This is a genomic window from Kitasatospora sp. SC0581, from assembly GCF_048159585.1.
Taxonomy (GTDB): Bacteria; Actinomycetota; Actinomycetes; order Streptomycetales; family Streptomycetaceae; genus Kitasatospora.
Map to the genome: position 1 here is coordinate 513,097 of NZ_JBLRWA010000003.1, position 22,454 is coordinate 535,550.

Below are 22,454 nucleotides of genomic sequence, written 5' to 3' on the forward strand. Positions count from 1 at the left end.
GAGAACGGTATGTTAGAGCAGCGCGACCAGGGAGGGGAAGTGTGATTTCGGGACCCACGGACGTATTCGGAGCATTTCGAGGGGGAGCGCCATGAATAGCACGCACATCATCGGCACATTGCCGGATCACGGCGGCCCGGTGCGGATCAGTCCAACGGACGTTCGAAGCAGGAAAAACCGTTGCCCTCGGCACTGGGCGACGAAGGCGCGTCCCGCCACACCGCGCCCGTACCGATCGGCGGCGCCCAGCCGCACCCTGACCACGTGGGCGTCCGGCCCGCTGCACGACGTACTCGATCTCGTCGAGTTCTCGGGGTTGTCCGTCGAGGACGCCCTGACGAAGTGGCGATCCGCGCCCGGACGGCCCTTCCATCCCGCGCTCGGCCGATGGACCGAGCACGCCGTCCACGGCTACCTCTCGGCCTGCGCGACGATCCCAACGCCGCCCGGAGTGCCGAGCGGTGAGCCCCCAGCCCCGGTGTCACGGCTGTGGGCCCGCCAGCGCGGCCCGTCGAAGCCCGGCGATCCCCAGGTCTACGAGGAGATGGTGACCGACCGGCGCTACGCCGGACAGGGTGTCCGCGAGCTGCGCATCGTGCGAACGGGATCGGTGCACGACCGCCCCCGGGACGAAGCGGAGATCGCGGTGGCCGCGGGGGTCCTGGCGGGTGGCAGCCCGGTCCTGAGCTCCAGGTGGAGCAAGAGCCCGTTCCGGCTCGGTGCGTACGAACCTGCCCGCCTGGTGCGCCTCGTGGAGATCGGCTGCGTCGATGCCTCCCACCGGGTCCTCTTCGAGGGGACTCCGGACGAGGCGTACGCGCTCTACGACTCCGCCGTCGAGGCCCGGATCGCCGAGGTGATCACGGACGGCTCGTACCGCCCCGGGCAGGACTGTGGCAGGTGCCCGACCGTGGCCGAGTGCCCCGCGGTCCCGTCACGCCCGGGCCTCCTCGGGATCAGCGGGTCCGAACTGCCGCGTCGCTCCTGGTCGATGACAACGGGACGTGCCCATCGCTCGTGCCCGGCCCGTGCCCACATGGCGGACCTCTTCCTGCCGAGGGAGAACTCGTCCGAAGACACCGCGGCAACCGTGCGCGGGCGGGCCGTGCACGCATGGATCGAGAGCCGGCACCGCCGCGTCCCACCGCAGGCCTGTACGCCGGACGACACCCCCGGCCGGCCTGACGCGTGGCAGTACGAAGGGCTGGCAGTGAGCGGGTTCGAGGCCCGGCTCGGCCTCCAGATGATCGGTGACCATTCCCTCGTCTGCCCCCTGCGGGGACCGTCCGACGACATCGAGGTCCATCCGGAGCAACCGGTCGTCGTGTACGACCCCGATGCCGACGTGGTGGTCATCGCCAAGACCGACCTGCTCTACCGCTCGGCCGACCGGTGGACCGTGCGCGAGACGAAGACCGCCCGGACAGCGGGCGAGGCGGATCCCCTGGAGCGCCACCCTCAGTTGGCCCTGGCCGTCCTGCTCGCCCGCGCGCAAGTACTGCCCGGGGCCGGACGCTTCCGGGTGGAATTGGAACGGCTGACCGCCAGCGGGTCGGTCATGAGCGAACTCGATGTCACCGCGGCGGACGTTGCCACCCGGGCGCAGCGTGTCCTCGAGACGTACGTCGCCCCGTGGCACACCGACACCCGCTACCCGACCAGGGCGGGTGAGGCGTGCGCGGACTGCCCCTTCACGCGGTGGTGCCCCGACGCAGTGGAGAGGACCGGCGCATGACCCGCTGGCTGACCGGAGCGCGGGACGACCCGGCCGAGCGCGCGCACCGTGTGGTGCCGGCCGCCCTGCGCGCCGCCTACGCATGGACCGTCCGGCATGAACACCACGACGCCATGCGGGAGGTCGCGCGCATGACCGGCGTCGTCATGGAGGCCCACGGCCCCGGCCATGGGCCCACAACCCCGATCGGGCTCATCAGCTGTCTTCGGCGGCGGCTCGGCCTGCTGCCGGCACTTGCCGGGGGAAGGAACACGGAGATCTCCCAGGTCGTACTCCTCGGCAGTGACGACCGGCTCACCCCTGACGCGTACGACCTCGCCTGCGAGTACGCGCTTCCGGTCCACGGCGCGCCCGACGCCCCGCAGTGGATGCCGACCTGGACCTGGATGCACGCGGACCAGATCCGGCGCCACACCTTCAAGACGTTGATGGACGGCAGGGACCAGGAGAGGTACGTCGCTTCCCGGCGCTTCCTCGTGGAGAACCCTGCGGGGCTGCGCTCCGAACTGGGTGAGCTGATCGCCGAATCGGGGGTGCGCCCGCCTCCCCGTGGGTACACCGCGATCCCGTCCGGGCACGTCCATCGCTCACCCGACGGCCGGAGCTGGTGGTGGCCCTGCGCGGTCTGCCACTGGCCGATGGCGGTGGCAGGGACGACCGTGCGCTGTCGACACCGGCCGCATTCCGCCGTCTACCGACTGACCGAGGCCACGACAGCCGCTTCACGGCCCTCGCTGAGCCGGATCGACGAGGGCCGTCCGCGCCTGGCCAGACCGGTCGCTCGACCCACGGCCGACTCCTTGTGCGTGGACTCCGGCATCTGGCGGTCCGTGGTGGTGCCCGGCGTGAGCGAGCTCAGGGTCAAGCGCAGCCTCGAGGAGCTCGGGGCGACCGTCGAGCTCTGGCCCCGGCTCGACCGCTACGACCTGCACGTACGGGCCGCCGACGAGGAGTTCACGGTCGACCTGAAGGAGTACCACTCCGCGCACCGGCTGATCGCCGATCTGAGATCCCGCCCGCCGGAGGTCCGGATCCTCCTCCCGAAGACGCACGAGCACCAGCTGGAGACCTTGAGGACCGCTCTGCCCTCGCTCCGGGTCACCACCGAGACGAAATTCTGCACCGAGGTACGACGAGCACTGAGGACGGTATGAACACCTCTGCGCAGGGATCCGACCGGGTCTTCCCCCGCATCATGGGGGCCGCGATCGGGCTGGCTGCCGACTTCTTTCCCATCGAGGACAGTGGTGGGTTCAGGCGTACGACCACCCGCGATGCCGTCCACTTCGTGCTGGACGGCCACGTCACGGACTGGACCGGTTGGCGCGGCCTCTCCGAGCCGGACGCACGCCGGTTCGCCAAGCTGCTGCGTCGACGCCCGAACCAACTCGCCAACGCGGAGGCGGCCGACTCGGTCCTGGACGGCCTGCTGCGGGACGGCCTGATCCCTGGGTGCAGTGCGGTTGACGACGGAACGGCGGAGGCCGACCGGATCACCGTCGACCCCGGCATGCCGCTGGCCGACTTCGTCGATGGTTTCCTGCGTGAACTCGACGAACTGCACCGGGCGAAGGACCGCTCGCTCCCGCCGGCCGGGGTCGGCCTGCACACCACCACGACGAGGATCCCCGCCCCGAACGGCCGTCAGCAGACCTTCGTCGACTTCCACTACGACATCCGCTCGCACCACGTCGAAAGCGGACACCAGGTCCCCGACGTCCGGGACGCCCCCGCGCTCCTCGACCGCGTGGTCCCCTTCGCCGAGTTGGAGGCGATCGCGACCCAGATCGACCGGGGCCACCAGCGGCGGGGCGGAAGCGCCTACCGCGCGAAGGCGGTGAGGCGGTTCGCCGAGCAGATCCGCTCCCGGAGCGGTCAGCGCATCGACGGGCTGGACCTGACCGCGGGCGACCTCAACGAGCTCCTCGCCTACACCGGCTTCGGGAAGTCGGTCGTCCTCGTCGAGACCTTCGCCTGCTGGGCGGTCCGCAACGACATCCCCGTGGCCTTCGTTCTGCCGACCAACGCCAACGTCGTCCGGACCGTCCACGACATCGAACGGGCCCTGGAACTGTGCGCGGTGGAGTCAAAGGGCGGAGTCGTTCCGTTGATCTCTCCCCGAGCACTGATCAAGACGGCCGAGACCGCAGCGGCCCGCGTCACCGAGGACGGCCCGGACGCGGACTGGATCTGGCGCCGCTTCGGGTACGGCTGCGCACTCGCCGCGGTGGCCGAGTCCGAGGAGGGCGCCGAGCAGTGGCAGCCGGGCAACGAGCCGTGCGCGAAGCTGCGGAAGCCTTCCCGGAGCCGCAGGAGCCATACGGTCTCCTGCCCCTGGCGGACCACCTGCGGACGCTACCGGGCCGCCCGACAAGCCTGCGCGGCCGACGTCATCGTCACCTCGCACGCGAACCTGTTGCTGGGTGTCCTCCAGACCCCGGTGGAGGACGGATACGGCAGGAATGATCGTCTGCCCGTCGAGGAACTGATCCTGCGACGTTGCCAGATCGTCGTCATCGACGAGGTGGACGTCTTCCAGAGCACGGCCATCAGTCACGCGGGCCGCAACCTGGTCCTCGACCACGCGGGACGGACCAACACCCCGTTGCGCAAGTTCGACCAGGACTTCGCAACGGCGTTCGGTCGGCTCCAGGACGAGGTGGACGCCGGCGTCCGCGACGCCTACTTCACCCTCCGCTACCTGTCCGAGAACTACGTGAGCCACCTGACCTACTCACGGCTGGGCGCCACAACGCCGGCCAAGGGGCGGCGTCCCCGCGGCCCGGGCCGCTACTGGGTGGTTCCCCAGCGTTGGGACAACTGGTTGACCGCCCGCCTGCTCGGAGTGGAAAGCGAAAGCGTCGAGCCGGAGCAGCTGGAAGCCTTCCGCTCGCTCTTCCTCGACGAGGGGACGTCCGGCGACGACGTACCCGAAGCCTTCGCGAAAAACGCCCACGCCTTCAGGGACGCGCGTCAACACCTCGCGTCGGTGGTTACCGGCGGTTCCGGCGGGCGGTCCATCCCTCCGGCCCGTGCCGCCCTCGAACGGCTCGCCAAGGGCGTGTCCGAGGAGAACCGGACCAAGGTCGTCAACCGGATGCTGCGTCGAGCCATCCTGGAACGCATCCGGCGGTTCCTGCACCAGCTGATGGCGAACAACGCCCAACTCGTCGACATCGGCATCGAATCCGCCCGTGAGATCGCGGAAGCACTGGGAAGCTACGGCCACTGGCGCGTCACCCCGACCGGGCCCCTGGGGCGACTGGTCTTCGCGTTCACCGAGCACTACGACGACACCGGTGGCGAACCGGCACGCCTGTCGACGTCGGCGTTCGGCGGCGACCCGCACACCTACACCGTGGGACTCGGCGACATCACCGCCCTGGCGCACGCCGGGGTCCGTCGCATCGTGATCGGGCTGTCCGCCACCTCGTTCTTCCCGGGCGCGCCGCACCATCACATCCACACCACTCCGAAATGGTGGGTCGCGGACAACAATCCCGATGCGGTCCGGGTCCTGCCCGCGCCGATCGAGGGCCAGGACGACCGGCCGCAGCGAATCTCCGGATTGGACGGACTCGAACGCGCCGAGGCGATCCGACGGATCGCGGCGACCATGTGGGACAGGTACCTCCAGCCCGAGCTGGCGCGGTTGGGGAAGGAGGAGCCCGACCGGAAGCGCGTCCTCCTTGCCACCACGTCCTACGAGGCGGCCCGGCTCGTGGCGGAGGGGCTGTCCGCCGCCGGCGTCGACGCCGCCCGCATCTGCCTGGCGGTGCGACCGGGCGCCCACGTCACCGACCAGGAGTCGGCCGTCGACGTGAACCGGTGGCGGGAACTGCCGGCCGACCGGCTGGAGAGCTTTCCCGCCATCGCGGACGCCGACATCCTGATCGCTCCGCTGGCACGGGTCCAGCGAGGAGTCAACATCATCGGCGAGAACGACAAGTCCGCGCTGGGCTCCGTGTGGCTGATCGTGCGTCCGATCCCGCTGATCGACGAACCCGAAGAGCTCGTCGCGCACATCCAGGCCCGGGCGCTGGCCGAACACCGCGGCCCGTCCAGTAACCCGCGGGCCCTGCTCGCGGACCGCCGTACGCTGGCCGGCCAGTACCTCGACGAGATCGTCCGCCGACCGGCCTACTTCCAGGCCCAGCCCGTCGACGTCAAGCTCGGGGTGGTCGCCGAGATCATCAACGGAGCCGTCCAACTCATCGGCCGGGCCCGGCGAGGAGGCACCAGCGCGACCCTGCACCTCGTGGACGGGGCCATGCTCGACCCCACGGGCGGTACCGACCTGGCGACCCTCATCATCGGATTGCGCGACAAGTGGAAGCGCGAAGGGGTCCTGCCCGCCATGCAGCAGTACTACGGCACCACGCTCGAAGCGTTCCTGCGGTACGCGGAACAGGCCACCAGGAAGGGCACCCCATGCTGATCACGCTCGCCTACCGCGTCCGACAGCAGGACATGGAGGCCCTGCTGGGAACCGTCACCGCCTACCCGCTCACCGAGGAGTTCAAAGCCGCCTGGGAGGGCCTGCCGAAGCGTGGGTCCCAGCGTCGCCCGCGCTACTCCGCCCTGGCCACCGGACTCGTCGCCGCCACCGGCCGACCTGTCAAGCTCTTCGGTGAGCACGACCTGGCGGAGGAGGAGCAGCGCGCCGGCAGCCGGATGCTGCTCCTCACCAGCGACGGTGCCTTCGACGCCCGGCTGAGGATCGCCGTGCGGGCCTGGGAGGGGCAGATCCGGGACGGGAAAGGAACAGCCGTGCTCTCCGGTCTGCTTCCCGACCCCGAACGGCCGCGAGCCTTCGCCGACTTCGTGCGGTTCCGGCCGGGGCAGGTGCCGGTGATGCCCGGTTGGGTGTTCCGTACCGCGGAATGGCAGGTCATGCGGCAACTGGCCGCGGCCCCACTCCTGGTGGACGGCCGCTCCCCCGTTGCGCTGACGATGGACACCGATGGATCGCTGCTGGCCTGGAACCCGGACGACCTCATCGTCAACCGCTCCGGCACGGCCTTCAGCATGCACCGGGTGACGGCGCGGCTGACCACGCGGGTCGGTGTCGAGGACCCGGTCATCTGCTTCGACGCCCACCTGTCCAGGATCTCGGTCCAAGGAGCCTGGGCCAAACACGTGTGGATCGATCGCGGCGAGGACGGTGCACCGCTTCTCAGGCTTCCGCTCCGGCACCGCCACGACAAGGCCGCCGGCACATGGCGCAGCCACCTCGACCCCGCTATCGCAAAGATCCTCGAAGCGTGCCAGTTGTCCGCGCTGGAGGTCCCCGACGAACTCCCGGACGTGCCCGGAGAGATCAGGCCCCAGCTGGCGAGCACTCGGTTCCACGCCTTGGGAAGCGGGCCGGGGCCCCGGTTCATGCTGCGGCTGCACGACCACATCGTGCGCACCCTGCCGGCGCTCGTTCCGCTGTCCTACGAAGTCGACAAGCGGATCAGGCTGGCACGCCGCATCAAGAGCTATGCCGCCGACGGTCTGCCGTCCGCAGCCGTCGGACCGAGCGGCTTCGGGCGGGTCACCCTGGCCTGCCTCTACCGCACCCCCTCGGGGCGCGAGCGCATGCTCGCCGAACTCGCGAAGCTGACCGGCCGAACGGTAGACCCGGTGGCGGGTGGGCCCGCCGTTCCCGTCAATGCCCGTCTGGACATCATCGCCCGTCACTGTCCCGACCTGCTTGCCCACGACACCGCGAACCGCGCGGCCTCACTGCACTCGATGGACCTGCCCTCCGGCGAGGACCATCTGGTCGCCGCCTGGCTGGAAACCGAGTACCACCCCAGTGCCCCTCGCCCCGAACTCGACGCCAAGCCTCACCTGCGACGGCTGCTGGCCCACCTGGGGGTACCGACGCAGTTCCTGGCCACCGAGCCCGCGGTCCTGCCGGAGAAGGCCACCCCGAGCAGTCCCGAGACCAAGGAGCATGCCGCCAGAGCCGCCCTGCGGGACCTGTTGAGGGCCGCCGGTGTCCTGGACGACCGCCTCTTGGAGGCCGTGATCGCGGGCGGTCGGCCCCACGGACTGACCAGGGGCACGCTGCTGGTCGGCATCCACGCCCGTAGGCAGCAGACCCACACGGAAAGCTCGCCGTTGGTCCTCACCATGGTCGCGCTCTACGTCGACCCGGAAGAACTCGGGAACTGCCGCCTGCTGGTGTACGGCGATCGACAGCAGGCGTGGCTCCCTGGTGCCCGAGGCATCGCGGACTTCCACGCCGGTCCCATCGGAACCACCCGCTTCGGCCGCACCGGTGAGAAGGCCGAACTGACCCGCGCCGTGGTCGAAGCCCGGCTCGCCGAACTGATGGACCGGATGCCCGTCGGCACCCCGATGGTGATCTTCGTCGACACTCAGGAGACCAGGACCATCTGGCCCGGACTGCAGAACACGCTGCTGGGCAACGGCCCTCTCCCTGCGGACACCCTGCGCGAAGCAGGCGCCGATGTCGCGATCGTCCGGCTGAACACCGCGATCGGCGAGATCGGACGCCCCGTCACGCGCCGTGAGAAGGCAAACATGCCGGCCGATCCGAACAAACCTGCCGCACCGGACCGGAAGGTGTACCGGCTCTCGGGCGACGACCCGAACTGCTGGCTCTTCGCAGGTCGATCTGCGTCGATCAAGGCCAAGGGAGGTGATCGGGGCGCGCTCTACACGCGCTGGACCGTACCGGAGCCGGCCCGCTCCGAACTCACCGTGCCCTGGCACTCGTACACCGCCAAGGAAATCGTGGTGGTGGACCCTGGATCATGGACCCCGGAACAGCTGGCGGGCCTGACGGCGGGCCTCTGCGAGCAGGCCGTCTCCTGGGACGACCGGACGCAGATGCCCGTCCCGCTGCACATCGCGACCGTCATCGACGAGGACCACCCCGACTACCGGGTCTCCGGCGAGGAGGCCTGACGTCACCCGGTCCGGTCGCCCGGCCCAGCGTCGCCCAGCGGCTCGACGACGCTCGACGGCAGCTTCCCGAGCGGCGGCCGAGTATGCCTGGGGACTCCGGTCATCGCCCTCAGGAGCCCCTCGATGCCCTCGGACGTCAGCTGCTCGACCTCATAGTGGTCCGTCGTCCACGGCAGCAGGGCGTCGGGAATGTGCTCCACCACCTCGTGCGGCAGGACGACGGGTAGAACCTTGGGCGTCCACTGCTCGCGCTTGCTGTGCAGAAACTCATTGATGAAAACGGCCTCACTCCTGATACCCGGGTGGTCGGGTCCGGTGAGTTCCTTGTCGAATGCCCGGCGGCAGACGGAGGAGGCAAGGACGATGACGTAGTCGACGTTGCCGATGAGCGCACGGGACCAGGCCCCCCAGTCCTTTCGGCGATCATCGTCCCACTGGTCCATATGGGCGTCGACCCCGTTCCGGACGAGGAGGTTCCCGAATTCCCTGGCGTATTCCTTGTGCCGGTCTGAATCGTGCGCGTAGCAGATGAAGGCCGACGGGTGGTCCACCACGCTCCGGCCGGACTGTGCGGCGGAAAGCGAAGGGGCGACGGCCCTCGGTGCCTCCGCTGGCCCGGAGAGGCCCAGGTGGAATTCCGTGGGCGCCTGCGCCGGTCGGCCGGAAATCCCCACGGCCCCCAGATCGAGGTCGTACCGGGCCGAGAATTCCACACGCTGCTCCGACCGGCCGGCGGGCACCTGCAGGGCGACCCAGGCGGCGTACGAACCGGGAAGGACACCGGCTCCGTCGGGCGAGACGTGCCGCCACCGCACGCCCTGACTGCCGGTTCCGAACCGGTCGATCCTGTCCCTGGACGCAAGGAGCAGCGCGTGCGCCGACGCACCGTCCTCCGTCGGCATGAAGTTCAGGAACCGGTTGAGCACGTAGGCCGTGGGACCGTCCACGGATGTCGCGGAGATCGGAAGCGCGTCGATGACGACGGAGTCGGCCTCCTCATCACCGGAAAGGAAATCGAAGGCGATTTCGAACCAGGGCATCGGAGGTGATGCGAGTTCCAACTCCAGCTCGTAGTTGATCTTCACAAGGTAAGTGGCACACCCGTCGAACATTCCTTCGCGCGCATCAATGCGGTCGATCTGCCAGTTCCGCAGGAGCACTGCACCGACCCTGGCACCATTCGGCGCCGAGTCCATCCTTCGCCCCCCATCCCGAACAAGGGTGAGGTCGATGCGGACGTCGTTCCGTGATTCCACTGACGCGCCTTTCGGTGTTCCACTGCGGTAGCGACACCCTAGACGCGCCCCCAGAGCCCTGGGGCCACTAGCGATCAGCTGCCAGCAATCTGTCACCTTTCCTCGCCCCTGAACACACGAGGCCCGCCGCGAGGCCCCGACGGACTCCCCTGGCCGCCGAAAACACGAAACCCCAGGTCGGAATTCCGACCTGGGGTTTCATCTCGGAGCCGCCTGCGGGATTCGAACCCGCGACCTACGCATTACGAGTGCGTTGCTCTGGCCAACTGAGCTAAGGCGGCACCGCTGCCGTGTGTGGCGGCAACGCGGGCCAGTCTACACAGGTTCGCGGGTGATCCGTACCCGGTATCCGGGGGCGGTGGTCAGGCGGAGGAGACGGCGAGTTTGGCGGCGAAGCCGGCGAAGAGGACGGCGACGCCGCTGGTGAGGGTGGCGGAGAGGCGCTTGCGGCGGCTGAAGGCGGTGGCGAGGGTGGTGCCCGCGAAGATGAGGAGGGAGAGGTAGAGGAAGCTGAAGGTCTGGAGGATGCCGCCGAGGAGGGCGAAGGAGAGGGCGGGCTGTCCGTAGGCGGGGTCGACGAACTGGGTGAAGAAGGAGAGCAGGAAGAGGATGGCCTTCGGGTTGAGGAGGCTGATCACCAGGGCCCGGCGGAAGGGGTTCTCGGTGGATTCGGGGGCCGGTTCGGCGGTGGGGTCGGCCGCGGCCCGACGGTCGCGCCAGAGTTGGCGGGCGGCGCGGAGCATGCCGTAGCCGATCCAGAGCAGGTAGGCGGCGCCGCCGAACTTGACCACGGCGAAGACGGCCGGGTTGGCCTTGAGCAGGGAGGCCGCGCCCAGCGAGGTGAGGCTGATCAGGGTGAGGTCGCCGATGAAGACGCCGGCCGCGGCTCGGTAGCCGGTGCGGATGCCCTTGCGGGCCGCGACGGACAGCACGTACAGGGAGTTGGGGCCGGGCAGCAGGATGATGACGAGGGCGCCGAGGACGTACGTCGCCAGGTCGTTGACTCCGAGCACGATGAGCTCCGGTGCAGGGGAGGGTGGCAGGGGGGCGCTCATCGTAACGTCGTACCGGTAATCGGTTGAAGTGAGAACCACCTGTCGGTCTCCCGGCTCCGGGCACGCCCTACCGGTCGCAGCGCTTGCCCTGTTCCGGGGCCTCCCCGGTCAGCAGGAAGCGGTTCACCGCTCCGTCCACGCAGGTGCTGTGCCGGCCGTACGCGGTGTGGCCGTCGCCGTCGAAGGTGAGCAGGCGGCCTGACTCCAGCTGGTCGGCCAGCGACCGGGCCCAGGCGTACGGGGTGGCCGGGTCGCGGGTGGTGCCGATGACGACGATCGGGGCGGCGCCGGCCGCGCGGATGGTGTGCGCCGTACCGGTGGCCCGGACCGGCCAGTACGCGCAGGTCAGGGCCATCCAGGCCATGTCGCGCCCGAAGTGCGGCGAGACCCGCTCGAACTCCGGCACGGCCCGCTGGACGTCCTCCGGCCCGCGGAACGGGGCGGGCAGGTCGAGGCAGTTCACCGCTGTGTTGGCGAACATCAGGTTGGGGTACGAGCCGTCCGCCTCGCGCCCGTAGTAGTCGTCGGAGAGCTTCAGCAGACCGGTGCCGTCGCCCGCCTTGGCGTCGGCGAGCGCGGCGCGCAGCTTGGGCCAGAGGAAGTCGGCGTACATGGCCTGGATGACGCCGGTGGTCGCCTGGGACCCGGTGAGCCGGCGGCCGCCCTCGGTGGTGGACAGCGCGGCGGCTCGGACGCCCTCCAGCAGGGCGGTGAGCTGCTCGCCGACCTGCTGCTCGGTGCGGCCGAGCGGGCAGTCCTCGCGCGTGGCGCAGTCCCGGGCGAAGGCGGCCCAGGCGGTCTCGAAGCCGCCCGCCTGGGTGCGGTTGCCGGTGGCGGAGTCGAGCGCCGGGTCCATCGCGCCGTCCAGCACCAGCCGTCCGGCCCGGCTCGGGAACAGCCCGGCGTAGGTGGCGCCGAGGAAGGTGCCGTAGGACTTGCCGACGTAGTTCAGCTTCTCGTCGCCGAGCAGGGCGCGCAGCACGTCCATGTCGCGGGCGCCCTCGACGGTGCCGAGGTGGCCGAGCGCCGCCCCGGCCTGCTTCCGGCAGCCCTCGGCGAACTCCTTGTCGGCCGCGATCAGCGCGTCGATCCCGTGCTGGTCGCCGGGGGTCAGGTCGACGGCGGTGTAGGCGTCCATCCGGTCGCCGCTCAGGCAGCTGACGGGGCTGCTGCGGCCCACCCCGCGCGGGTCGAGGCCGACCAGGTCGTACCGGGCGCGCACCCCGTGGTCGTACGTCCGGGCGGCGGCCTCCAGGTACTCGATCGCCGAGCCGCCGGGCCCGCCCGGGTTGAGCAGCAGGGAGCCGAGCCGCGCGCCCGGGGAGGCGGAAGGGGAGGCGGAGGGGGCGGTTTCCGCCGCCGCGCGGGCGGCCGCCAGGGTGAGATCGCCGTCCCCCGGGTGGTCGTAGTCCAGCGGCACCCGGAACGTGGTGCACTCGAACCCGCTGTCGCAGGGCTGCCAGGCCAGGTGTTGCGCGTAGTACGGCGCGAGCGCGGCCGGGACGGCGGCGGGCAGCGGCTCCAACGGGGTCGCCCCGGCATCCCCGGCAGCCCCGGACGCCGCCGCGGCCGCCTGGGCGGAGGGCCTGCCGGAGCCGGCCGGGTCCGAGGGGGACGCTCCCGGCGCCTCGGACGGATCGGCGCCGCACCCGCCCGCCAGCAGCCCGGCGACGACCAGCGCCGCGGCCAGTGCCCGCGTCCGTGCCCGCGTCCGTGCCCACGCCCGTACCGGCGCCCGCCCGAAGGCCCTCATCCGCCACCACTCCGCAATCGACCAGCACGTAAAACAACCCGTGGAACAACCAGTGGAGCACCCCGGAGGAAACGCCGCTGCCCGGCACCCCTCCCCGGGGTACCGGGCAGCGTAGCGCCGCCGGACGGGCACTCAGGACGGCTTGGCCAGCGCCTCGGCCAGGAACTGCGCCGCCTGCCGGACCAGCCGCAGCCGCTCCCGGTCGGGGGTGAAGTCCTGCACGTTGTCCGAGATCCGCACGTCGGCCTTGGCCGCCGCTCCGGGACCGGCCTTCAGCGCGGACTGGAGCTTGCGGGCCGCGTCCAGCCCGGCGGAGTCGGCCTTGGCGGCGGCCAGCAGCAGCTTGGCGGAGCTGCCGGCCGGGGCCTCGGCGCCGGTCTGGGTGAGTGCGATGGCGTCGTAGCGGCCGGAGACCGCCGCGGCCGCGCCGTACAGGTCGGGCCGGGACAGTCCGGCGGCGGCCGCGCAGGGCGCGCCGCCGTCGACGCCGAGGGCGCCCCAGGAGGCCGGGCCGGGCGGCAGGGTGCGGAAGGAGGCCGCGATGGTGCCGCGCAGCGTCGCGTCGTCGGCGACGGCGGCCGGGGCGGCGGCGACCAGCTCGCAGGGGTGCGCGGTGCCGTTCGGCGCCTCGGGGGCGACCAGGATGAACGGGCGGGTCCTGCCGGCCTGGAGGGCCGAACCGATGCCCTCGAAGACGTCCGGGACCTCGGCGTCGGCGGTCTTCTGGGGCGCGGCCGCGTGCATCACGACGACCGGGAAGTGGGTGTTCGGCTCCTTGGCGTACTGCGGCGGGAGCCAGACCCGGACGTTGCGGGGGTGGCCGTCGGGGCCGAGCACGGCGGACTGGAGCAGCTCGCCGCCGCCGGGGTGGCCGACGCTGTCGAAGCGGCTGGCCACGGCGGGAGCCGCAGCGGGTCCAGCCGCTCCGACAGCTCCGGCCGCTCCGACGGCGGCAGGGGCGACCGGGGCGGCGCCGGCACCGGCAGCAGCGGCCGACTCGGCGGCCACCGGCGGCGCCGCCTGCTGCGGCCGGGCCGCCGCCCCCGCACCGGTCCCGCCGCCCGACCCCGACCCTGCCCCCGACCCCGAGCCCGCGCCCGCGCTCCCCGCGTCCACCACCGGCTCCGCCCGGTCCGGCGCCTGGACGTCCCGGCCGAGGCCGCCGAAGGCGCCGAGCGTGGTGAGCACCGTCAGGGCGGTGACGCACACCCCGCAGACCATCGCCCCGGCCGCCCGCACCAGCATCGGCAGGCGGTCGCCGGCCAGCTCGTAGGTCTCGGCGGCGCGCAGGTCGCGCCAGCGCTGTTGGGCACCCCGGGCCAGCCAGATCCCGCCGAGGGCGGCGGCCAGCAGGGGAATGACGAGGAGCGAACGAACCACGGGACGCACCACCTCTGGAGGGGGCCGCACCGAACCGGAACCGGCGCGTACGGGAGGCGACCGCCCCGGCAGCGGGCGCAGTCGGCCCCCAGCGTGCACAACGGGCGGACCGTCACACGACGGTGTGCCCGGCGAGTGTCGCTCGTTCACTCGAAGGTGGGACGGCGTATCGCCCCGGGAGGCGTACGGGTACCGCCCGCCGGAGCAATCCAGGAAGAACGGCCACGCCCGGCCCTCAGCCCGCGCGCAGCGCCACCGTCATCGCCTCGACCGCGAGCAGCGGGTCCACGTTGCGGTCCAGCGCCTGGCGGCAGGCCAGCACCGCCTCGATCCGGCGCAGCGTGCCCTCCGCGGGCCCGGCCTGGGCCACCCGGTTCAGCGCCTGCCGCTGGTCCTCGTTGGCGAGCGCGCCGGTGGAGCCGAGCTGGATGGCGAGCACGTCCCGGTAGAAGCCGAGCAGGTCGAGCAGGGCGACGCCCAGGGTCTCCCGGCGGGTGCGGGTGGCCCGGCTCTTCTGCCGCTTCTCCAGCTCCTTGACCGCGCCGGCCATGCCGCGCGGCGCCTTGCTGCCCTCGGAGGCGCCGTAGGCGGCCTTGAGGTCGTCGGTCTCCTTGGCGTCCTGGGTCTCGGCAAGCGCCTCGGCATCGGCCTTGGCGGTGTCGACCAGGCGCTGGGCGGCGGTCAGGCAGCCGCCGATGTCGCCGACCTCCAGCGGGATGCGCAGCACCTCCGTCCGGCGCGTCCGGGCCTGCTCGTCGACGGCGAGGCGGCGCGAGCGCTCGATGTCGCCTTGACCGGCGAGCGCGGCGAGCCGGGCCGTCTCCGGGTCGACGCCGTCGCGGCGGACCAGGGTGTCGGCGACCGCCTCGGCCGCGGGGGTGCGCAGCACCAGCAGGCGGCAGCGCGAACGGATGGTCGGCAGCACGTCCTGGACGGAGGGGGCGCAGAGCAGCCAGACGGTGCGCGGGGAGGGCTCCTCCACGCCCTTGAGCAGCGCGTTCGCGGCGGCCTCGGTGAGGCGGTGGGCGGCGTCCACCAGGATCACCGACCAGCGGCCGCCGGTCGGGTAGCTGGAGGCGCGCATGACCAGGTCGCGCATGTCGCCGACGCCGATGGAGAGGCCGTCGGTCCGGACGTACTTGACGTCGGCGTGGCTGCCGGCCAGCACGGTGTGGCAGCCGTCGCAGAACCCGCAGCCGGGCGTGCCGCCGAGCGCGAGGTCCGGACTGGTGCACTGGAGGGCGGCGGCGAAGGCGCGCGCGGCGGTGACCTGCCCGGCGCCGGGCGGGCCGGTGAACAGCCAGGCGTGCGTCATCAGGGAGGCGTTCACGCCCTCGACCGGGGCGGCCCCGCGACCGGCCTCGATCGTCGCCCCGGCCGCCCGGGCTGCGGCGGTCAGCTGCTCGACCACCCGCTCCTGGCCCACCAGGTCGTCCCAGACGGCCACTGCTGCTCCCAAGCTCCGTACGGCAGCGCCGGTGGCGCCTCTTCCCCGCCGTCGAGCATACGTCTCCGCTCCGACACCCACTGCTCCGTCCGGGGGACGGCGGAGGACACGGCGGACGGGAAGGTGGACGGGAAGGCCGGTTCCGCGGGCGACGGACCGACACCCGCCGAACCGACACGCGACGGACCGCGGCCCCACCGGCGACCGCCCGACGGAACGCGGCGGCGCCGCCGGGGACCCGCCCCGACGGCGCCGCGCACGCGTGTCCGGTCAGCCCCGGCGGCCCCAGCGACGGCCCTTGCCCTTGCCGTCACCCTCGCCCTGGGCGTTCCCACGGCCCTCGGGCCGCTCCGCACCGCCCTGGGCGCCGCTCTGCGGGCCGCCGTACGAACCGCCCTGGCCCGGGCCGCCGTGCTCCCAGCGCGCCCACTCGTCGTGCGAGCCGAGCAGGGTGTCAGTGAGGCTCGGCAGGTCGTCCATCGGCGTCTCCTCGGCCCACTCCGGCCGCGGCCGCTCGGCGGCCGGCTGCGGCTGCGACGGCGACTGCAGCCCGGAAGCCGGCTCCGCGCCGACCACCGGCAGCTCACGGGTGCTGTCGACCGGCTCCGCGCGCCTCGGCGCCTGCGCCGCCCGGCCCTCGGCCCGCCCTTCGCCGCGGCCGTCCGTACGGCCCTCAACGCGCCCGGGCTCGATCCGCGGCAGCACCGCGGTCCGATCGGCCTCCGCCGGGACCTTCGGCAGCACGGCCGTCTCGTCCACCGCCGAGGCCGGTACCACCGGCAGCCTGGTGGTCTCGTCGACCGCACCGGCGGCCCGACGCGCCTCGGCAGCCTTGCGCGCCTCTGCGGCTTCGGCCGCCCGAACGGCGGCCTGCCGGTCCCGCGGCGACAGCTCGCGCGTCGCCTCGTCCCCGAGCCCGCCCGACGAGGCCTGAGCCGCGTCCCGCGGAGCGTCCTTCGGGATGTCCCGGACCGCCCGCAGCTCCGTGGTCGCCTCCCCCGACGCCGAACCCGAGCCCGAACCCGCCGCCGAACCCGAACCCGCCGAGCCAGAACCCGACCCCGGCCGCCCCTCGGCCCGGCCCTCCGCCGACTCCGCCGCAGCGGCCGCAGCCGCGAGCGCGGCGGCCTGCGCCAGCCGCGCCTCCTCGGCCCGCTGGAGCGCCTCCTCCGCCCGGCGCCGCTGCTCCTCGCGGGCGAGCTCGCGCTGCCGCTGGAGCTCGGCCTGGGCGGCCGCCTCGTCGGCGATCCGCTTGCGCTCGACGGCCTCCGCGGCCAGCCGGGCCTCCTCGGCCGCGCGGAGCTTGGCCTCCTCCGCGGCGCGGCGCTCGGCCTCCTCCGCGGCCCGTCGGCGCGCCTCCTCCTCGGCCTTGCGCCGGGCCTCGGCGGCGGCCCGCTCGGCCTCCTCCTTGGCCAGCCGCTCCTTCTCCGCCTGCTCGGCCCGCAGCTGCGCCAGCACCTCCTGCCGCTTGCGCTCGGCGGCCTCCTCCTCGGCCTTCTTGCGGGCCTCCTCGGCGGCGCGGCGCTCGGCCTCCTCCTTGGCCAGCCGCTCCTGCTCGGCGCGGGCGGCCTTCTCCTGCTCGGAGAGCGGCAGCTCGCGGTCGAGCCGGTGCCGGATGGCGGTGGTGACGAAGTCGGGGGCCTGGCTGCCGTCCACGACCAGGTAGCGCGCCGGGTCGGCGGCGGCGAGGGAGAGGAAGCCGGCCCGGACCCGCTGGTGGAACTCGGTGGGCTCGGACTCCAGCCGGTCCAGCGCCTCGGTGAAGCGCTCGCGGGCCCTGGTCGGGTCGACGTCCAGGACGACGGTCAGGTCGGGCAGCAGCCCGCCGGTGGCCCAGCGGGAGATCCGGGAGACCTCGGTCGCGGCCAGGTCGCGCCCGGCGCCCTGGTAGGCGATGGAGGAGTCCATGTACCGGTCGGTGATGACCACGGCGCCGCGGGCGAGGGCCGGCCGGATGACGTTCTCGACGTGCTCGGCGCGGTCCGCGGCGTAGATCAGCGCCTCGGCGCGGTGCGACAGGCCGGTGTTGCCGACGTCCAGGACGAGGCCGCGCAGCCGCTGGCCGACGGGGCTGCCGCCGGGCTCGCGGGTGAGCACGACCTCGTGCCCCTTGCCACGGATCCACTCGGCGAGCGCCTGGGCCTGGGTGGACTTGCCGGCGCCGTCGCCGCCCTCCAGGGCGATGAAGAAGCCGGTGCCCGCACCCTGGTGCGGCACCGGGCCGCCCGCGCCGCGCACCGAGTCCACCAGGTCCCGGACGAACGGCGCGGTGCCGCGCCGGTCGTCGGTGCGCAGCAGCACGACCGCGGCGAGCACCAGGGTGAGCAGCCCGGAGGTGGCGACGGCCAGGGCCGCGCCGCCGTGGATGAAGGTGAAGGAGCCGGGCTCGACGGTGCCGTACTCGACGTCCCCGTAGGCGGCGGCGATCAGCGGGACGACGACCAGCGCGGCGGCGACCACGGCCCGGAGCACCGCGAACAGGTGCTCGGTGACCTTCGGCAGCCGGGCCTCCTCGACCTCCTGGGCGAGCAGGGTGCGCCCGGCCGAAACCACGATCCCGGCGGCCAGGCCGGCCAGCACCGTGAGCAGCAGGACCAGCACGAAGTCGAGCACCAGGCCGGCCAGGATCAGCGCGACGCCCTGGGTGAGCAGCGCCAGCGCGAGCAGTCGGCGGCGGGACAGCGAGGGCAGCGTGGCCCGGGTGAGCCGGGTGCCCAGGGCGGGCGTCCCGGCGGCGGCGAGCACCAGCAGGCCGTAGCCGATCGGCCCGGCGCGGTGCTCGGCGGCGGTCAGCAGCGCGAGCGCGGCGACGCCCGCCATCGAGGCGTAGCCGGCCGCGACGGCGAAGGTGAAGTACGGGGCGCTGCCGGTGCGGCCCTTGCCGAGCGCGGGGCCGGGGGTCGCGTCGGTCGGGGCGCGCAGGCCCTGGAACGGGGAGACCGGGGCGACGGTCACCGGGCCGCCGGGCAGCTGCTGGAGGTAGCCGCGGACCGCCGAGGCGGCGAACAGCCCGGCCGCGCCGAGCGCCGCGAAGGTGAGCTGGTGGGCGCGGAGCCAGTCGGAGCCGACGGCCGCGCCGATGTTGTTGAGCAGAGTGAAGGCGACCAGGCCGACGGCGCCGAGCGGCACGGTCACCCAGCCGGTGAAGCGGTCGATGCTCCGGACGCTGTCCAGGTTGGCCGCGGCCGGGCGCTGCTCGGCGGCCGGCAGGTGCGGGTTGGCCGGCGGCAGCAGGCCCGGGACGGCGGCGGACTTGGCGATCCCCCAGACCCGCTCGGCGGCACCGGTCACGAACACGGTGGCGAGCAGGACGTAGACGGCGGCCCCGGAGGGCTTGGCGGCGGAACCCAGCCAGACGCTCCACCAGGGCGCGAGGCCGATCAGCAGGGCGCGCAGCACGTCGGCGCCGAACAGCGTCCAGCGCCGGTCCAGCCGGCCGGTGACCAGCCGGTGCACCGGGCCGAGCAGCGCGACGCCGACCAGCCCGGTGGCCAGCACCCGGACGGCGAGGACCGCGGCGAGGGCGAAGGCGAGGCTGCGCGGCAGGCTGCCGAACTGTCCGCCCTGGGCGGCGGCGATCACGGTGAGCGCGAGCAGCACCAGCAGACCGAGCCGGTCGGCGGTGCCGCCGATCAGCTGGGTGGTCCACAGGCGCCGGTAGGCGCGTGTCCGCAGCAGGGCCCTGGCCCGGTCCGCCGGGCTCCCGGCGGGCGCGACCTCGGGCAGGTCGAACGCCCGGGCTCTGGCGGCCGGGACGGCGCTGGGGGTGGGCTGCTCCTCGCTCGTCATACGGTCAGCGTAGCGGGCGGGGCCTGGCCGGAACGCTGCGAACGGGCTTCCGGATCGCGCTCATCACCGGGTTGTGACGTAGCCCGCACGGACCCGACGGACCTCGGGCCCGCACCCCCGGGATCGGGGGCACGGGCCCGGCTGCCGTGACCTGGGATCAGCCCTCGTCGGTGGCGGTGGCCTGGCCGGCCGCCGTCTTGCTCGCGGTGGTCTTCTTTGCCGCCGTCTTCTTCGCCGCCGCCGTCTTGGTGGTGGTGGTCTTCTTCGCCGCGGTCTTCTTCGCGGCGGTCTTGGTCGCCGCGGTCTTGGCGGTGGTCGTCTTCTTGGCCGCGGCCTTCTTCGCCGGGGCCTTCTTCGCCGCCTTCTTCACCGGTCCGCGCGCCCGCTTCTCGGCGAGCAGCTCGTACCCGCGCTCCGGCGTGATGGTCTCGACCTCGTCGTCCTTGCGGAGCGTGGCGTTGGTCTCGCCGTCGGTCACGTACGGGCCGAAGCGGCCGTCCTTGACCACCACCGGGCGCTCGCTGACCGGGTCGTTGCCCAGCTCCTTGAGCGGCGGGGCGGCGGCGGCCCGGCCGCGCTGCTTGGGCTGGGCGTAGATCGCCAGCGCCTCGTCGAGGGTGATCGTGAAGAGCTGGTCCTCGTCGGTGAGCGAGCGGGAGTCGGTGCCGCGCTTGAGGTACGGGCCGTAGCGGCCGTTCTGCGCGGTGATCTCCGCGCCCTCGGCGTCGGTGCCGACCACCCGCGGCAGCGAGAGCAGCCGCAGCGCGTCCTCCAGCGTGACGGTGTCCAGCGACATCGTCTTGAACAGCGAGGCGGTGCGCGGCTTGACCGCGTTCTTGCCGGTCTTCGGCGTACCCTCGGGCAGGATCTCGGTCACGTACGGGCCGTAGCGGCCGTCCTTGGCGACCAGCATGTTGCCGCTGACCGGGTCCGCGCCGAGCTCGAAGTCGCCGCTGGGCTTGGCCAGCAGCTCCTCGGCCAGCTCGACGGTGAGCTCGTCCGGCGGCAGCTCGTCCGGGATGTCGGCACGCTGGCCGGGCTCGCCCTCGACCGTCGAGGCGCGCTCGACGTACGGGCCGTAGCGGCCGACCCGCAGGGTGATGTCGTCGCTGACCCGGAACGAGCTGATCTCCCGGGCGTCGATCGCGCCGAGGTCGGTGACCAGTTCCTTCAGGCCGCCCAGGTGGTCGCCGTCGCCGTTGCCGGCCTCGGCGGCGCCGCCCGCGGCGCTGCCCTCGCCCTCGCCGAAGTAGAAGCGCTTCAGCCATGGCACGGACTTCGCCTCACCGGCGGCGATCCGGTCGAGGTCGTCCTCCATCTTGGCGGTGAAGTCGTAGTCGACCAGCCGGCCGAAGTGCTTCTCCAGCAGGTTGACCACGGCGAAGGAGAGGAACGACGGGACGAGCGCCGTCCCCTTCTTGAAGACGTAGCGGCGCTGGATGATCGTGTCGATGATCGACGCGTAGGTGGAGGGGCGGCCGATCTCCCGGTCCTCCAGCTCCTTGACCAGCGAGGCCTCGGTGTAGCGGGCCGGCGGCTTGGTGGCGTGGCCCTCCGGGGTGATCCGGTCGGCGGCCAGCGGGTCGCCCTGGGCGACCTGCGGCAGCCGGCGCTCGCGGTCGTCGAGCTCGGCGTTCGGGTCGTCGGCGCCCTCGACGTAGGCCTTGAGGAAGCCGTGGAAGGTGATGATCTTGCCGGAGGCGGAGAACTCGACGTCCCGGCCGTCGGCGGAGGTGCCGCCGACCCGGACGGTGACGGACTGGCCGACCGCGTCCTTCATCTGGGACGCGACGGTGCGCATCCAGATCAGCTCGTAGAGCCTGAAGTCGTCACCGGTCAGACCGGTCTCGGCGGGGGTGCGGAAGCGGTCGCCGGACGGGCGGACGGCCTCGTGCGCCTCCTGCGCGTTCTTGACCTTGCTGGCGTAGGTGCGCGGCGCGTCCGGCAGGTAGTCGGCCCCGTACAGCTGGGTGACCTGCGCCCGGGCGGCCGAGACCGCGGTGTCCGACAGCGTGGTGGAGTCGGTACGCATATAGGTGATGAAGCCGTTCTCGTACAGCTTCTGGGCCACCTGCATGGTCCGCTTCGCGCCGAAGCCCAGCTTGCGGCTGGCCTCCTGCTGGAGCGTCGTGGTGCGGAACGGCGCGTACGGCGAGCGGCGGTAGGGCTTGGACTCGACGCTGCGGACGGCGAACGCCGTCTGCTCCAGGGCGGCGGCCAGCTGACGGACCGCCTGCTCGTCCAGGTGCAGGGTGTTCGCGCTGGCGGCCTTCAGCCGGCCGTCCTGGCCGAAGTCGCGGCCGCTGGCGATCCGCTTGCCGTCGACGGCGGCCAGCCGGGCGCCGAAGGTCTCCGGGTTGGCCGCGTCGGCCGGGGTGCGGCCGGTGCCGAAGGTGCCGACCAGGTCCCAGTACGAGGCGGTGTGGAAGGCCATCCGCTCGCGCTCGCGCTCGACCACCAGGCGGGTCGCGACGGACTGCACGCGGCCCGCCGACAGCTTCGGCATGACCTTCTTCCACAGCACCGGCGAGACCTCGAAGCCGTACAGGCGGTCGAGGATGCGGCGGGTCTCCTGGGCGTCGACCAGGCGCTGGTTGAGCTCGCGCGGGTTGGCCACGGCCTCCTGGATCGCCGACTTGGTGATCTCGTGGAACACCATGCGGTGCACCGGCACCTTGGGCTTGAGCACCTGCTGGAGGTGCCACGCGATGGCCTCGCCCTCGCGGTCCTCATCGGTGGCGAGGAAGAGCTCGTCGGACTCCGCGAGCAGCGACTTCAACTTGCTGACCTGGGACTTCTTGTCCGCGTTGACCACGTAGATGGGCGCGAAGTCGTGATCGACGTCCACCCCGAGGCGGCGCACCTCGCCGGTGTACTTGTCCGGCACCTCGGCCGCGGTGCTGGGGAGGTCGCGGATGTGCCCGACGCTCGCCTCGACGATGTAGCCGGGGCCAAGGTAGCCCTTGATCGTCTTCGCCTTGGCCGGCGACTCGACAATGACGAGTCGCTGTCCGTGCGCGGTCTCGCTGCTCGGGGACACCTTCGCTCTTCTCTCCCGGTCCTTATGTGGCTGGTCGGCGCCGGCCGCACGGGCTGCGCTCCGCCCGACCCCTCC

11 protein-coding genes and 1 tRNA gene are annotated in these 22,454 nt (G+C 72.7%); 4 read left to right on the plus strand and 8 right to left on the minus strand.

Going from position 1 to position 22,454, the window contains the following annotated elements; genetic code table 11:
- The first annotated feature begins 91 nt into the window (after window positions 1-91).
- Genes ACLWS4_RS08615 through ACLWS4_RS08630 form a run of 4 tightly spaced genes read left to right on the plus strand, consistent with a single transcriptional unit; the run spans window position 92 to window position 8,659 of the window.
- On the plus strand, window positions 92-1,735 hold the full coding sequence (locus ACLWS4_RS08615) for a PD-(D/E)XK nuclease family protein (protein ID WP_416873696.1): 1,644 nt from the start codon (window positions 92-94) through the stop codon (window positions 1,733-1,735).
- The gene (locus tag ACLWS4_RS08620) at window positions 1,732-2,889 is read left to right on the plus strand and encodes a hypothetical protein (RefSeq protein WP_416873697.1); all 1,158 of its coding nucleotides are present in this window, start codon (window positions 1,732-1,734) and stop codon (window positions 2,887-2,889) included. The genes ACLWS4_RS08615 and ACLWS4_RS08620 overlap by 4 nt, the downstream gene beginning before the upstream one ends.
- Window positions 2,886-6,173 (plus strand): hypothetical protein, encoded by a 3,288-nt coding sequence (locus tag ACLWS4_RS08625; RefSeq protein ID WP_416873698.1) that lies wholly within the window; start codon window positions 2,886-2,888, stop codon window positions 6,171-6,173. Before ACLWS4_RS08620 ends, ACLWS4_RS08625 begins: the two co-directional genes overlap by 4 nt.
- Window positions 6,167-8,659, plus strand: a complete 2,493-nt coding sequence (locus tag ACLWS4_RS08630; RefSeq protein WP_416873699.1) for an RNaseH domain-containing protein — start codon at window positions 6,167-6,169, stop codon at window positions 8,657-8,659. The genes ACLWS4_RS08625 and ACLWS4_RS08630 overlap by 7 nt, the downstream gene beginning before the upstream one ends.
- Before the next feature lie 2 nt (window positions 8,660-8,661).
- Here the strand turns inward: ACLWS4_RS08630 and ACLWS4_RS08635 are convergent, their stop codons facing one another.
- From ACLWS4_RS08635 to topA, 8 genes are all read right to left on the minus strand, one after another.
- Window positions 8,662-9,819: an SEFIR domain-containing protein gene (locus tag ACLWS4_RS08635; RefSeq protein ID WP_416873700.1), complete on the minus strand. Its 1,158-nt coding sequence runs from the start codon at window positions 9,817-9,819 to the stop codon at window positions 8,662-8,664.
- Window positions 9,820-10,122: 303 nt separating this feature from the next.
- Window positions 10,123-10,196 (minus strand) — tRNA-Thr (locus ACLWS4_RS08640).
- A gap of 81 nt (window positions 10,197-10,277) precedes the next feature.
- Window positions 10,278-10,928, minus strand: a complete 651-nt coding sequence (gene leuE, locus ACLWS4_RS08645) for a leucine efflux protein LeuE (RefSeq protein WP_049654420.1) — start codon at window positions 10,926-10,928, stop codon at window positions 10,278-10,280.
- Between the two features lie 109 nt (window positions 10,929-11,037).
- Complete coding sequence (locus ACLWS4_RS08650) at window positions 11,038-12,723, minus strand: alpha/beta hydrolase (RefSeq protein ID WP_416873701.1); 1,686 nt, start codon at window positions 12,721-12,723, stop codon at window positions 11,038-11,040.
- Between the two features lie 132 nt (window positions 12,724-12,855).
- Window positions 12,856-14,103: a hypothetical protein gene (locus tag ACLWS4_RS08655; protein ID WP_416873702.1), complete on the minus strand. Its 1,248-nt coding sequence runs from the start codon at window positions 14,101-14,103 to the stop codon at window positions 12,856-12,858.
- Between the two features lie 235 nt (window positions 14,104-14,338).
- The gene (locus tag ACLWS4_RS08660; RefSeq protein WP_049660729.1) at window positions 14,339-15,550 is read right to left on the minus strand and encodes a DNA polymerase III subunit delta'; all 1,212 of its coding nucleotides are present in this window, start codon (window positions 15,548-15,550) and stop codon (window positions 14,339-14,341) included.
- Between the two features lie 270 nt (window positions 15,551-15,820).
- Window positions 15,821-19,339, minus strand: coding sequence for a dTMP kinase (tmk, locus tag ACLWS4_RS08665; protein WP_416873703.1), 3,519 nt, complete (start codon window positions 19,337-19,339; stop codon window positions 15,821-15,823).
- Window positions 19,340-19,496: 157 nt separating this feature from the next.
- The gene (topA, locus tag ACLWS4_RS08670) at window positions 19,497-22,379 is read right to left on the minus strand and encodes a type I DNA topoisomerase (RefSeq protein WP_074001774.1); all 2,883 of its coding nucleotides are present in this window, start codon (window positions 22,377-22,379) and stop codon (window positions 19,497-19,499) included.
- Window positions 22,380-22,454: the final 75 nt, after the last annotated feature.

Coding starts and splice junctions, on each gene's coding strand:
- tmk (WP_416873703.1), bottom strand. CDS start 19,339: ATGACGAGCGAGGAGCAGCCCACCCCCAGCGCCGTCCCGGCCGCCAGA.
- ACLWS4_RS08625 (WP_416873698.1), top strand. CDS start 2,886: ATGAACACCTCTGCGCAGGGATCCGACCGGGTCTTCCCCCGCATCATG.
- ACLWS4_RS08630 (WP_416873699.1), top strand. CDS start 6,167: ATGCTGATCACGCTCGCCTACCGCGTCCGACAGCAGGACATGGAGGCC.
- ACLWS4_RS08650 (WP_416873701.1), bottom strand. CDS start 12,723: ATGAGGGCCTTCGGGCGGGCGCCGGTACGGGCGTGGGCACGGACGCGG.
- ACLWS4_RS08620 (WP_416873697.1), top strand. CDS start 1,732: ATGACCCGCTGGCTGACCGGAGCGCGGGACGACCCGGCCGAGCGCGCG.
- ACLWS4_RS08615 (WP_416873696.1), top strand. CDS start 92: ATGAATAGCACGCACATCATCGGCACATTGCCGGATCACGGCGGCCCG.